The organism is Moraxella tetraodonis (assembly GCF_022359095.1).
Classification (GTDB): domain Bacteria; phylum Pseudomonadota; class Gammaproteobacteria; order Pseudomonadales; family Moraxellaceae; genus Faucicola; species Faucicola tetraodonis.
Genome location: NZ_JACSYB010000001.1, coordinates 1,536,110 through 1,550,003, shown reverse-complemented (window position 1 = coordinate 1,550,003; position 13,894 = coordinate 1,536,110). Strand labels below are relative to the sequence as shown.

Annotated in this window: 13 protein-coding genes and 1 other RNA gene; 10 read left to right on the top strand and 4 right to left on the bottom strand. The window is 44.6% G+C overall.

Annotated features, from left to right (window positions below):
- Positions 1-17 precede the first annotated feature (17 nt).
- Positions 18-494: a CidA/LrgA family protein gene (locus tag H9W84_RS06835; RefSeq protein WP_239742624.1), complete on the bottom strand. Its 477-nt coding sequence runs from the start codon at positions 492-494 to the stop codon at positions 18-20.
- Positions 495-655: 161 nt separating this feature from the next.
- Here H9W84_RS06835 and H9W84_RS06830 point away from each other — a divergent pair, with 161 nt between their 5' ends.
- Together H9W84_RS06830 and cysK are read left to right on the top strand one after the other, a co-directional pair.
- On the top strand, positions 656-1,555 hold the full coding sequence (locus tag H9W84_RS06830; protein ID WP_239742622.1) for a LysR family transcriptional regulator: 900 nt from the start codon (positions 656-658) through the stop codon (positions 1,553-1,555).
- Between the two features lie 212 nt (positions 1,556-1,767).
- Entirely contained in the window at positions 1,768-2,784 is a 1,017-nt protein-coding gene (gene cysK, locus H9W84_RS06825; protein ID WP_239742620.1) for a cysteine synthase A, read from the top strand.
- A 221-nt stretch (positions 2,785-3,005) separates the two neighbouring features.
- On the opposite strand, the gene H9W84_RS06820 is transcribed toward cysK, so the two are convergent.
- Together H9W84_RS06820 and H9W84_RS06815 are read right to left on the bottom strand one after the other, a co-directional pair.
- Positions 3,006-4,376 (bottom strand): MATE family efflux transporter, encoded by a 1,371-nt coding sequence (locus tag H9W84_RS06820; protein ID WP_239742618.1) that lies wholly within the window; start codon positions 4,374-4,376, stop codon positions 3,006-3,008.
- A gap of 209 nt (positions 4,377-4,585) precedes the next feature.
- The gene (locus H9W84_RS06815; RefSeq protein ID WP_239742616.1) at positions 4,586-5,626 is read right to left on the bottom strand and encodes a hypothetical protein; all 1,041 of its coding nucleotides are present in this window, start codon (positions 5,624-5,626) and stop codon (positions 4,586-4,588) included.
- A 197-nt stretch (positions 5,627-5,823) separates the two neighbouring features.
- On the opposite strand from H9W84_RS06815, the gene hemW reads away from it, so the two are divergent.
- From hemW to H9W84_RS06775, 8 genes are all read left to right on the top strand, one after another.
- Entirely contained in the window at positions 5,824-6,972 is a 1,149-nt protein-coding gene (gene hemW / locus H9W84_RS06810; RefSeq protein WP_239742614.1) for a radical SAM family heme chaperone HemW, read from the top strand.
- A 78-nt stretch (positions 6,973-7,050) separates the two neighbouring features.
- Positions 7,051-7,836, top strand: coding sequence for a TatD family hydrolase (locus H9W84_RS06805; RefSeq protein WP_239742612.1), 786 nt, complete (start codon positions 7,051-7,053; stop codon positions 7,834-7,836).
- Positions 7,837-8,122: 286 nt separating this feature from the next.
- Positions 8,123-8,824, top strand: a complete 702-nt coding sequence (locus tag H9W84_RS06800) for a TetR/AcrR family transcriptional regulator (protein WP_239742610.1) — start codon at positions 8,123-8,125, stop codon at positions 8,822-8,824.
- 97 nt (positions 8,825-8,921) lie between these two features.
- Positions 8,922-9,584 (top strand): pilus assembly FimT family protein, encoded by a 663-nt coding sequence (locus H9W84_RS06795; protein WP_239742608.1) that lies wholly within the window; start codon positions 8,922-8,924, stop codon positions 9,582-9,584.
- Positions 9,581-10,003 carry a type II secretion system minor pseudopilin GspI gene (gene gspI, locus H9W84_RS06790; protein ID WP_239742606.1) on the top strand — a complete coding sequence of 141 codons (423 nt, stop codon included), beginning with the start codon at positions 9,581-9,583 and terminating at the stop codon, positions 10,001-10,003. Before H9W84_RS06795 ends, gspI begins: the two co-directional genes overlap by 4 nt.
- Positions 10,000-10,812, top strand: coding sequence for a type II secretion system minor pseudopilin GspJ (gspJ, locus tag H9W84_RS06785; protein WP_239742604.1), 813 nt, complete (start codon positions 10,000-10,002; stop codon positions 10,810-10,812). Before gspI ends, gspJ begins: the two co-directional genes overlap by 4 nt.
- Before the next feature lie 26 nt (positions 10,813-10,838).
- Complete coding sequence (gene gspK, locus H9W84_RS06780; RefSeq protein WP_239742602.1) at positions 10,839-12,062, top strand: type II secretion system minor pseudopilin GspK; 1,224 nt, start codon at positions 10,839-10,841, stop codon at positions 12,060-12,062.
- A 230-nt stretch (positions 12,063-12,292) separates the two neighbouring features.
- Positions 12,293-13,591 carry an NCS2 family permease gene (locus H9W84_RS06775; RefSeq protein ID WP_144917796.1) on the top strand — a complete coding sequence of 433 codons (1,299 nt, stop codon included), beginning with the start codon at positions 12,293-12,295 and terminating at the stop codon, positions 13,589-13,591.
- Positions 13,592-13,651: 60 nt separating this feature from the next.
- Here H9W84_RS06775 and ssrS read toward each other — a convergent pair.
- Positions 13,652-13,850: non-coding RNA, 6S RNA (gene ssrS / locus H9W84_RS06770), on the bottom strand.
- Positions 13,851-13,894 lie beyond the last annotated feature (44 nt).

Below are 13,894 nucleotides of genomic sequence, written 5' to 3'. Positions count from 1 at the left end.
ATTAGTGATATGTTTGATTATTGATGTGTATGGTGTGTATGGCGATACCACGCGCGCTTAACACGATTGCCTAGCATAAAAGTGATGGCAGAGCTGAGCATCACCAATGCCGTACTCACGACAATGGTAATCATCAACTGCCAACCTTTAGCAAAAAATAACTGCTGATATTGGGTAATCGACATCATCAGCGGAATAAATAACAGCACCAACTCGCCCAAGATAAACTTCGCGCCGACATTGACCCAGTCGAGTTTAATGACCCCAGTCAATAGTAATCCCAGCATCAAAAACAGCCCCACAATGCCAGATGACATAGGGAGGTTGAATAATTTTTTGAGGATGTCAGCTAAGCCCCATACCACACCAATGAGGGTGATTTGCAGTAAAATTTTGACCAGTGGCTGTTGTAACATACGGTCTATTTTTTTGGGTAACAGTTTATGGGGCACCAGTTTATGGGGTAATAGCTGCTGAAAGGTTGGAAGATTCATAGCGCGTTTCATGGTAAACAAGTCATCAATAATTAAGGTATCTAGTATAAAAAACCCATTAACAAAAAATATGAATAATATTTTTAAAATTATGCGTAAAATCTATAAAGCTACAAAAAAGAGCTGTAACACTATAAAGCTATTTTGGGCAGTGCAAAAACATGATGACCTTAAAACAACTTCAATGCTTTATCACGGTGGTGAAAACTGGCGGCTTTTCTCATGCTGCCGATACCTTGAGTTTGACGCAGCCAACCGTCACCAAAGCCATTTCTAATTTGGAAGATACGCTGGGCGTGGCGCTCTTTGATAAGCAACTGATGAGCCGCAAGCGGGATATTGCGCTGACCGAAATTGGTGCATTGGTATATGAGCAGGCGCAGACGGTGTTACAACAAGTCGGCTACCTTGAGCAAACGGTGACACAATATCAGCACATGGATCGCGGGCAGCTGCGGCTAGGGTTGTCACCGCTCGGGGGTGAGTTGTTGAGCGATGCGATTTTTGAGTTTTATCAAACCCATCGCCATATTGAGCTGTCGTTGCTAGAAGATGGCGCAGAGTCGTTAAAACAAGCCTTGCTCGATGATACACTTGATGTGTGTACCTTGATGCAACCGATTGAAGAAGACTTTGATTGTATCCCAGTATGCGATTATCCCATTATGATGGTGGCACACCGGCAGCATATGGGCAATACCATCAAACAAGTGACTTTAAAATCCTTAAAAAATGCGTCGTTGATGTTGTTTGCGTCCCATTCGTCATTTACCTCAATGATTGTCGAAGAATGCCAAAAGCTTGGCTTTGAACCCAATATCATTTGCCACACCAACCAATGGCAACTACTGACGACATTGTTGAAAAAAAACATGGGGGTGACGCTACTGCCCAAATATTACACTGATAAGCTTGATGACAAACAGCTGGTTTGCCTGCCGCTCGTCCAGCCTAATTTGACTTGGCAAATGGTGATGGCATGGCGAAAACACCGACCACTGACCCCAGCCATGCAAGCTTGGCTAAACATAGTACAGCGCCAAGCTAATAATAAAGTTTAATGGGAAAGTTTAATAGGAGAGTTTAATCGACAGGCTATCAACATTTGATAAACCTTTTGATAGCACTGTGTTACAGCTTTGTGTTACAGCCTTGTATTATAGACCCGGGTGTTAACGCTTTTTGATATATGGAATTTACCAAATGATGTTAGACACCGCAAAATCACTGCCGTAAAATCATTCAACAATACCTCAAAAAAAAGGGAATACCTATGCTACAACAACCTGACGACCACTACTCCGCACCCGCCAACCTTGGCACAGCGGTATATGCCAACAATGCTGATGCGATTGGTAACACGCCGCTGGTACGTCTTAATCATATCATGCCACAGGGGGTGACCGTGCTTGCCAAAATCGAAAGCCGTAACCCGGCGTTTTCGGTCAAATGCCGAATCGGTGCGGGCATGGTGCAAGCCGCTGAGCAAGCAGGGTTATTAAAGCCAGGTATGCAAATCATCGAGCCCACCAGCGGTAACACGGGGATTGCGCTGGCGTTTGTGGCAGCAGCCAAAGGGTATAAAATCACGCTGACCATGCCAGCTTCGATGAGTATGGAGCGCCGTAAAGTGCTGGCTGCGTTGGGCGCACACTTGGTGCTCACTGAGCCTTCGCTAGGTATGAAAGGCGCGGTGGAAGCTGCGCAAGAAATCCATGACAACCATCCTGGCGAATACTTTTTGCCGCAACAGTTTGATAACCCTGCCAACCCAGACACCCATGTCAAAACCACCGCACCTGAGATTTTTAATGCCACGGCGGGTAAGGTCGATGCGCTAGTGGCAGGCGTGGGTACAGGCGGGACGATTTCGGGTATCGCCCGTTATTTTAAACAAATCAAAAATCAGCCGCTTTATACCGTCGCGGTTGAACCTGCGGAATCACCGATTATTACCCAGACACGTGAAGGTAAACCCATTACCCCAGGTCCGCATAAAATCCAAGGGATTGGCGCCAACTTTATCCCAAAAAATCTTGCGCTTGATTTGCTCGATGAAGTCATCACAGTAACTGGCGATGATGCGATTGCATGGGCAAGACGGGCGATGACCCAAGAAGGTATTTTATGTGGTATCTCTTGCGGTGCAGCGCTGCAAGCGACGTATCAACTAGCAAGCCGCCCTGAGATGCAAGGCAAAACCATTGTAGTTATTCTGCCAGACAGTGGTGAGCGTTATTTAACCAGTGTGCTATTTGATGGTATTTTCACTGGCGAGAACTTTAATTAACAAGCTTTCATGAACGATAAAAAAGGGCTAACTAAAGCCCTTTTTTAATTTATTTTTACTTTGTTTTTACTTTAAAACCGCTATAAAAATCATCGGTTGAATACCCCAAACATCGTCATCAACCCATGTCCCATAACGAATAACCCAAAATAAATAGCCTAAGCGAATTTTCAATCATTGCCACTCATTTTTTCCAAGTCGTTTTTATTGCTGACTTATTTTTATTGCCAAGCCATTTTTAAGCGTTTTTGCTGACGTAATAAACGCGTCCCTAACAGCAGTGACGCCAATCCCAGCGCTGTAACCAGCGCAATCCAAAATCCTTTAGCCCCCATATCGGTATGGCGTACCAAATAGGTACCCAGCGGAATCGCCACCACCCAATAGCAAAACAAGGTGATAAACATCGGCACTGTGGTATCTTGCATACCGCGCAAAATTCCCGCAAAATTGACCTGCCAGGCATCAAACAACTGATACACGGTGGCAAACCATAACAACAGCGCGGCTTGCTGAATCACTTGCGGGTTTTCACTAAAGAAAGTTGGCAGGGTTTGCCGAAAAATCGCAGTTAACAACATGCTAATCACCGCAAATGATGTGGCTACGGCAATGCCGATGAGCTTGATACGTTTAAGCGCTCGGTAATCTTTGGCGCCATAGCGATTTGACACCATGATGGTGAGCGCCATCGCCACTGAAAACGGGAACATAAATAACTGCGATGAAATCGTCAACGCTACCTGATGGCTTGCCACCGCGATTTCACCCAGTGGGCTGATGATAATGGAAGCTAGACTAAACGCGCTCACTTCAAAAAAAATCGACATACCAATGGGAATACCAATCGATAATTGCTGACGCAACTGAGCAAAATCCATGCCGGCAAAATTGGCAAAAAACCGTTGATTGGCAAAATCTGACTGGGGGCTCAAAGTCAAATAGCTTACTAACATCAATAAATTTATCCATAACGCAATCCCAGAAGCAAAACCACAGCCTGCGCCGCCCATGGCTGGAATCAGCACAGTTTCACCAAGGGTGACGCCATGAATAAACGCATAGCTGAGCGGCACATTTAAAATCAAACCAATGAGGCTAATCACCATGACCACGGTGGGATGTTTTAAGCTTTCGGTATAGCAGCGCAGCGAGGTGTATAGACAGACTGCAGGAAACCCAAAAGAAATACCAAACAAGAATTTTTGCGCGATATGCTGAATATCCTTCGGTACCTTCATCCAATCAAACAAATAATGCAGCTGATTGACCGCCACAAATCCTATAATACCGATGATAAGCGCCAGCCACAGCGACTGTTGGGTAATAAACGGCACTTTTTGTAGTTGCTTTTGACCAATCGCTTCCCCAATCAATGGCGTGGTGGCAAGCAAAATACCAACCGCTAGCAAAAAGGTGGGCATCCAAATACCCGCGCCGATGGCAACGCCCGATAAATCTAGCGCGGAGACTTGACCTGCGAGTAAGGTGTCGACCAAGGCGAGCCCTGACTGGCAAATCTGGGTGATTAAAATAGGTAAGGTCAAGAAAAATAATTGTTTTAAGTCTTGACGAACAATAGCTGACAGCATGTAATGACCAAATATTCGTTGAAAATTCAATAAAGGCGGCAGTTTAACAGATTTTGCGGCATGATTTTTTATTGTTTAATTTATTGTTTAACAGGTCAACACATTAACAGGTCAAAAAAGTTAGCGTTTGATTGTGATAGCATCAACATAAAAAAGCCTTTATCAAATGTCGCCACAATTTGATAAAGGCTTTTTTACAACAATAGCTTTTAAAGCGCTTTAATCATGGCTTGATAGCCTGTGAGTTTATTGGTGGCATCAAAGGTTTGTACCACAAATGCGTAATTGGCTTTGGTGGCATCCACAAAGGGTGTAAAAGTAGTGCCATAGGTTAATTGATTAGTGCGTACAAAACCCATACCGCGGTCAGTGGCTTTATCCAAATTGATTTGGGTGACAAGCGTGCGAGCGGTGCTGGCAGGCGCAGTCCAATTGAGGTTTAGGGTACTACCTGTCCCCGTAAGATTAACATCTAACTTACCGACAGTAGCAGTAAGTGGCAATACTTTAAAATCGCCATCGCCGCCTAAGGTATAGTTGACATCACAGCCGTCTTTATTGTCAGATAATTCTCTGCCAAAATCGACACCGACCTGATAACTATATTGACCATCCCAATAATCGCGATTGCTATCATAATCGCCATTAAATGGCATGCCCGCCACAGAGGTTTTTAATTCGTCAAACTGTAAAAATTTAAGAACCGTATTATCAAATTTTGCTGCTGGGTCGAGTGTGCCAGACAGCACACCACCCATCTTTTGGTCAGTTTTAATAGAGATTTTTTCTGTGGTTAAGGTGTTTGGGTCTTGGCAAGTTTTTTGTTGATAGCTCATTTGACCATACACCGAGGCAGCATAATCATTGCCAATATCAAAATACACCACACCTAGGTCGCTATCATTGGGCTCGTTGTCGTTGTCTTCTACAAAATAGCCAACATACAAACCCCCTTTACCGCCTTCTGGGGTGATTTTGTCCAAAAAATTATCTAAGCTGTCTTCGGGCAAAAAGATACTTTGTAAAATCTCTGCCATGCTTTTTTCTTTATTGGTTAATTTATCCTCGACTTTTTTGTAGGCAGCGCGGACATCCGTTGCAATGTTTTTATAACTATCATTGGCATCGTTTAGGGCATTGTCGACAGTCTCACTACCTGAGCCGCCACACGCAGATAGGGCGATGGTGAGCGCAGTTAGCATGCCTATTTTATAAGACGCTTTTTTATCAGGCGCTTGGGTATATGACATGATGACAATCCTTCCTTGATAATAGATGAAATAGCAATAACAAATAGCGATAAATTATTAAATAAAATCAAAATAAAAGTTTGGGCTATGCTACCATTGTTATTTTTTAAAGTATAGCCAAATAGTAGCGATTATCAGCAAAAAATTATTGGCTATAGCGTGTTAAATTATCAATCAAATGAATTAGTTACTGATTAATGCCAAATCCAAACCTTATCCCTTTATCGCTTTATATCCATATTCCTTGGTGTGTTAAAAAATGCCCGTATTGTGATTTTAATTCACATGAAAGCCGTACACCGATTGATTTTGTAGGCTATGTCGATGCTTTATTAGACGATTTAAAAACCCAGCTAAGCTTTGTACAAGGGCGCAAGATTTCCACCATTTTTATTGGGGGCGGCACGCCATCGCTACTGCCGATTGCGCAATATCGGCAGCTTTTTGCGGGTATCAATGCTCAGTTAACACTGACTCACGATTGTGAAATCACCATGGAAGCCAATCCTGCCACCGTGGAGCATGCGCCATTTCATGAGTATCTAGCAGTTGGTATCAATCGATTGTCGCTTGGCGTACAAAGTTTTCAAACCCAAAAACTTGCTGCCTTGGGGCGGATTCATAACCCGCAGCAAGCCATTTCGGCTATTCAAAACGCCCAGCAAGCAGGGTTTAAAAAGTTAAATGTCGATTTAATGCATGGCTTGCCCAACCAAACACTGACAGACGCCCTGAGCGATTTGCAGCAAGCGATTGATTTGGGCGTTTCGCATATTTCGTGGTATCAGCTCACCATTGAGCCCAATACCATGTTTTATCGCAATACGCCGATTTTGCCCGATGACGAGATATTGGTGGATATTTTTGAGCAAGGCGCTCAGCTTTTGCAAGCCAATGGATTTGTGCAATACGAAGTGTCGGCATGGTCAAGGCAGGCGGATTTTCAGCCCAGTCAGCATAATCTCAACTATTGGCAGTTTGGCGATTATCTGGCGATTGGGGCAGGCGCGCATGGTAAAGTCACGCGGCCTGATGGCATTTACCGGTTTAGCAAATCCCGCTTACCAAAAGATTATAGGGTTAATCAGTCGGCGATAGGTTGGCAAGCCATCGAGCCGTCTGATTTACCGTTTGAATTTATGATGAATGGGCTGCGGCTAAAAAATGGCGTGCCCAAACAGTTTTGGACAGAGAGGACAGGCTTGGCATGGTCAGTCATTGAGCCGCAATTGATAAAACTACACAATCGTGGTTTGGTTGAGTTAAGCGGTGACCATATCCACTGCACAGCGCAAGGGTTTTTATTTTTAAACCAAGTACTGCAAGAATTCTTACCTGATGACTAACGCTTTGACGGTGCATTTGATTGAATTTATGCGCCGCAGCCTTATTTAAGCGTCAATCAATTAAAAAAAGAGAGTGATATGTTTACCGATACCCATGCGCATCTAAACCGTTTGGATTTAGAAAAATATCAAGGTGATATCCGTCAAGCCTTACAAGCCGCCAAGGATGCCAATGTGCAGCGGATTATGGCGATTATGTGTGAGCTGGATGAATACGATGCTATTTATGAGATTATCAATACGAAAATCGATGGGCTGACGTTGGGGATGAGTGTGGGCGTGCATCCCTGCGAAGACATTGCGATGCTAAAAAGTGCAACAGTTGAAACACTCGTTGAAATGGCAAATCAGCCGCATGTTTGGGCGATTGGAGAGACCGGGCTAGATTATTATTGGTCAACAGAAAACAGCATAGAACAAAAAGCGAGTTTTGCCCGCCATATCCATGCCAGCCAGCACCTAAAAAAACCCATTATTGTCCACACCCGTGAGGCCAAACACGATACATTGGATTTATTAAAAGCAGAAAAAGCCGAGCATGGCATTATTCATTGCTTTACGGAAGATTATGAGACCGCCAAAAAAGCCTTGGACTTGGGTTTTTATATTTCTTTATCAGGGATTGTGACCTTTAAAAATGCCACTGAATTACAAGCAGTGGTGAAAAAACTGCCCAAAGATCGCATTTTGATTGAAACAGACAGCCCATATCTTGCGCCAGTGCCCCAACGCGGCAAATCTAACGAGCCTGCTTTTGTGCCCTATGTGGCAGATTTTCTCGCCAAGCATTATGACATGCCAGTGGATGAGTTCGCGCATTTAACCCATCAAAATTTTGATGCATTATTACATCAGTATGCTTAAATATAGTTAACGAAATCTTTATACTTTATTAAGTAGGTAATAAAATTTATGTGATAAAACATTTGGCAATGACTCATCAGTCATGTATCATACATAGCAACCTTGCTCCTATGTTACTAAGCAAAGTTAGTAAGCTAGGTTACTATGCGAGGTTATTAAGCAAAGTTACTAAGCGAGCATTTTTTTATCATTTATTTTTTATCGTTTAACAGTTGTGCGTAGATGGGTTGATGTAACGGGTCTCGTCAACAATAGGGGCTACTAGAACAGACTGATGGAGTAATCAATGAGTCGTCAACAACAATTCAAAAATCGTGAAGAAGTCATATTGGCAGTTGCCGAGCAGTTGCTATTAGAGTCTGGGGAAGGCGATATCACCCTAGATAGTTTAGCCGAGCAGCTAGACTTAGCCAAAGGTACGCTATACAAGCATTTTACCAGCAAAGATGAATTGTTTTTACGCCTCATTATCCGTCATGAGCAACAACTACTTGCGCTAAGCGAAGTCGGCGATTGTCCTGCCGCAGGTGTGGCACGTCTTACCCTGTTTCAACTCATCAATCCGCAAAAAGCCATATTACTCAACCAAATTGAAGAACGCCTAGCCAATTCTGCCGTAGGTCTTAATAAGCTTTTTTCGCAGTTGTATGAAATTCGCCGTGAACGCATGAAGCGATTAATCAATACCACGGCTGAATACCTGCAATCGCTACACAGTAGCATGAGTACCCGAGACTATCTGTCAACCATTTGGGCGATGGGTCAAGGCGGTGCAGGACTGCTGAATTCTAGTTTTTACCAACGCTATCTTGGTCGCCGCGATACCTTACGTTTTGCCTTGGTTCAGCATATTTTAGATATTCCCAAGCAATACCCTGCTGCGGTACAATCAGTCGATGCGCCTACTGGGGCAAACCCTCCCAGCGCTGCTACTCATACGGCAAATTTGCAGACTGAATCAAGCCTGACGCCGCGCAATGTCAAATAATAAATGTCAAATAGTAGATGTCAAAGAATACTAGTTAACTATCATCACCCCCGGTTAAGCTTTATAAACTATCCCTGTTTTGTCTGAGTGCATGACGATGCGATTGCTGTTTGGTCGGTCTTGTAAAACTTTCACTCCCGCACCCAGTGCGATGGGTGGGCAACAAGGTTTTACCTTAATAGAAATTATGGTAGTCATCGTCATTTTATCTATTTTTGCTGCGATGATGAGTTTATCGGTGGGCGGTAGTGAAAATCGTAGAAACACGGCGTTTTATGAGCGTCTGACCAGTAATCTTAATTATGTACGCTTGTTATCAACGGAACGCATGCAGCCCTATGGGTTGGCAATCAAACTGCCGCAAAATGACGCGCCCAATCAGCTGGTGGTGGTTAAATTAGAAAACGCTTTTACTAATTCTCAAAGCGCTGTTGGCAATGCCAATGCCGCAACAACCTCGCAACCTGCGCCACCACAATGGGTGATAGAAAAACAAATCGCACCGCTGGATGTGCCAGACAACCTTGACGTCAAAATCCGCCCACTGGATAACCCATTTAATACCACCGCCACCCAAAATACCCAACCTGCCGCCAACGGGTTAAGCGGCAGCGAGGCACCGCCTGTGGTGTGGTTTGGGACAGGCGAGGCGACACCCGTGCAAATCAGCATCCAAAAAACCAATGCCGACAAACAAACCTTTGCGGTTGGCAATCCCATCATCGTCAACCAAGCTGGGGCAATTGAGGTGGCAAAATGACCATGGCTTCCTTAAATAGACTGGCTGTCAGGCAGCATCAGCAAGGATTTACGTTACTTGAAGTCATGGTGGCATTAGCGATTTTGGCGGTGGTTGCGATATCAGCCAGCCAAGCCAGTCGCAGTTATGTGCAATCCGTGGATAACATGAAAACACGAACCTTTGGCTATTATGTGGCGCAAAACACGCTGGCAGAATTACGAGTACAAAAAACTTGGCTCACCGCATCCGATACTCGGCAAATCACCTCGCAAGGTCGTCAATGGCAAGTGGTCATCTCACCGCAAACCATACAAACCAGTCAAGGCTTTGTCCAACCCATTCATATTCGCGTGGCACCTATTGTCGATGGCAGTCCAAAAAAAGACGTGGTAGATATTGATGCAGTGCTGGTAAAGGATATGGGGACAACGCCGTGAGCCCTTTTTATCTTTATTGCTCTGCTGCAATAGCACCGCATAAAACATCCCAGCAAGGCTTTACCTTAATCGAACTGATGATTGCGTTGGTGATTTTTGCGATGCTGGCATTGGCGGGATGGCAGATCATGGATAGTCTGACCAAAAGTCGCGAGCGTGGCTACCAACATCAAAAATCATTATCACAGCTTGATTATGCTTATTTACAGCTGTCGCAAGATTTGGCGCAAACCAGTAACTATGTGGCAGTGCCAATCCTATCAGCGACTGACAATAATACGGCATCAGCGAATAGTGCCGCTATGACGCCAACTTTCGTATTAAATGCGTCACAAATGAGTTTTATCCGTTTTGCCGCGCCCGATCCGCGTTATCAGCCGTCACCTATGCTAGCAAAAATACAATATTCGGTCGCAGGGGAAACGCTGACAAAACGGCGTTTTTACCAGTTAGACAACAACAACGAAACCCCTGCAACCAGTGTCTTATTGACAGGTATCAAGGACGCCAGTTGGCGAGCATTGACGCCTGACGTGGTGAGTGTGTTTCCAGATGAAGCCACGCTGCAAAAAATTCAGCAACTACAAGCGCAAAAAAAGACCAATCAAACGACCAATGCTGCAACCAATCCGATCCCTAACGCGCCTAATAACGTAACAGATAAAAATAGCAATTTGCAAAACAGTATAGATTTAACGCCTTATCAGCAGTTACCACGCGGCATCGAGCTTAATTTTAGTTACCAAGGCGAGCCGATTACTTGGCGATTTGCATTACCCAGTACCCCGCCAAACGCGCCCAACCCATAATTCAATCAAATTTTAGCAAATACACCATGCCAACAAACCGCTCTCCGTCTAAAATTTTTGCAAATGTTGCCATAGTAAACCCGCCATATCGGCATGGGCAACAAGGGATGGCGCTACTGACTATTTTGTTGTTGGTGGTGGCGATTACCATCGTGGCAGGCAGTATGCTTGCCAATCAAAAAGTGATGATTCGAGAGTTTGAGCTGACCAAAGGTCAAGGGCAGCTTAAAGAATATGCCTTGGCAGGGGAAGCTATGGCGACCAATTTGATCGCGCAAGACAGCCAAGTCAACCAAGTCGATAGTTTAGCAGACGCTTGGGCAAAACCCATAGCTGAGCAAACCATCAATCAAGCCAGAGTCAATATTAAAATCGATGATGACGCCAGCCGTTTTAATGTGAACAACCTGTATCACGATGGCAAAGTGGATGATACGGCACTGGCTTTTTTTCAAGCGCTGTTACAAGCCAATGGCTTATCGCCCAACATTGCGATGGCGGTGCTCGATTGGCAAGATCCAGACAGTGACACCCGTGCCGATGGTGGCGCAGAAGCAGCGTATTATCAAAGTACGGGCAAAAAAATGGCGATGGGTATCGCTAATCAGCCTTTTATCTCAATCAATGAATTGCAATATGTGCGCGGTATGGATAGCGAGGGATTGCAAAAATTAGCGCCTTATCTGACCGCAGTGCCATACTATCTGCCCATGAATATCAACACGGTAAAGCCCGAACTATTAAGCATACTGGTGAATTTACCTACCGAAGCCAATGGCAATCATCCGCAAGGCTCAAACCGTTCGGACAGTGATGGCAACTCACAATCTGGGCAAGACACTAGCGCAGCTTCAAATGTGGCGGCTACCCACCAAATCGACGATACCGCAATCATCAATTGGGCGAATGCCCGAGAAAATAACCTGCCGGTGCAAAACTTGAGTCAATTATGGGCCGTGCCAAGTTTTGCCCAGATTGACGAGCGTAACCAAGCACGCATCGCCAAGCTGTTATCCATCCAAAGCCAAAGTTTTCACGTCGTTGTCAGTGTCAAAAGTGACGACAAGCAGCTTTTTTTGCATAGTCAAATTGCTAAGATTTTACCCAAAGCTGACAATGACCCAGCAGCTGCTTCTGGTGTGTCAGCGACAACCATCCCAGCACCAGTCAATACGCAAAATGGCACGCAAAATAACACGTCGCCGCAACTTATCACTTACAACCGCCAATTTTTACCCTTTGCCCAATAACGCAGCAGCGCAATAAATTGGCTTCAAAATTCTCAGTTATTTTGTGTTTATTTTAATCAGTTATTTGTTGCTGGCGTATTCTAGGGTAAAATAAGGGGTTTTTGTTGGGCGTTGTTGAATGACAATGGGGCAGAAAACGGGCACAAAAGCGTTGTTAACACAACGGATACAGATGCAACCTAGATGTAACCTAGACGCATAAATTGGATGAATAAATTGGGTGAATATAGATGAATGTAATCGAGCGCTATTTTGGCATAGATGGCCGCAATACAACGATAAAAACTGAAATTCTGGCAGGTCTGACAACCTTTTTGACCATGGCTTATATTATTTTTGTCAATCCCGACATGCTGGCAAAAGCCGGGATGGATAAAGGGGCCGTATTTGTGGCGACGTGTCTAGCCTCAGCGCTGGGCTGTTTTTTGATGGGATTGATTGCGCGTTTGCCCGTGGCATTGGCACCTGGCATGGGTTTGAATGCGTTTTTTACTTTTACCGTCGTCTTGGGGATGGGTAAAAGCTGGCAAGTGGCGTTGGGGGCGGTATTTATTTCAGGCTTGCTCTTTGTGTTGATTAGTGCCTTTAAACTGCGTGAATGGATTATCAACGCGATTCCCTATACCCTTAAACAAGGTATCGTGGCAGGGATTGGGGCATTTTTAGCGTTTATTGCGCTTAAAAGCTCGGGCATCATCGTGGCGAGTCCCGCCACGTTTGTGACCATGGGCAAACTCACTGATTTTGGTCCTGCGATGGCGATTTTAAGTTTTTTTCTGATTGTCGTATTTGTGCAGCGTAAAGTCCCTGCGGCAGTGATGTTGTCAATTTTAATTGTGACGGTGATTAGCTTGTTGGCAGGGGAAGCCCATTACTCAGGGATTGTGTCAATGCCGCCATCGATTGCACCGACCTTTATGCAGTTAGATATTGCAGGCGCGCTTGATGTGAGTATGGTTAGTGTGATTTTTGCCTTTTTATTTGTGGTGTTATTTGATACATCAGGCACATTAATCGGTGTAACCAAAAAAGCTGGGTTAATGTCTACCGACGGTCAAATCCCGAATCTAGGTAAAGCCTTGTTTGCTGACTCAACGGCGGCTGTGGCAGGGTCAGTGCTAGGTACTTCATCGGTAACGAGTTATGTAGAAAGCACAGCTGGGGTGGCAGCGGGTGGACGCACCGGTTTGACCGCGATTGTGGTGGGTGTGTTATTTTTATTGGCGTTATTTTTTGCGCCATTGGCTGGGATGATTCCTGCGTATGCGACGGCAGGGGCGATTTTTTATGTCGCGGTATTGATGTTATTTACGCTGCGTGAGATTGATTGGGATGACTTGACCGAAGCATCACCTGTCGCGGTAGTGCTGCTATTGACGCCGCTTACCTTCTCAATTGCGGATGGGATTGCGTTAGGTTTTATCACCTATACCATTGCCAAATTGGTGAGTGGACGTTATAAAGAAGTTAGCCCTGCGGTTTGGGTGTTAACGGTGATTTTATTGGCAAAATTGATTTTTTTAAGTTAATCAATCGCTGAGCAAAAAAAACCATCTAGCCGAATTGGGTTAGATGGTTTTTTTATTAAATTTTGGTCCAGAGTACCGCTGTCTATGTGAACCCATGAACTGTAACGTTCAGGGTGGGTATGGCAACCACTCTTAAGGCTTCCTGAATCATCGCAGCGTAGCTGGATGCAGGCTTGCACAACAAGTGAAAAGAACGCATACCCTTATATAAATTATCAGCTCAGGTAAAACCATAAACTGGCGAATACCCCAGATGCATGTATTGTAGCAGATTACCTAGGATGATGCAAAAGCTCGCTCGTT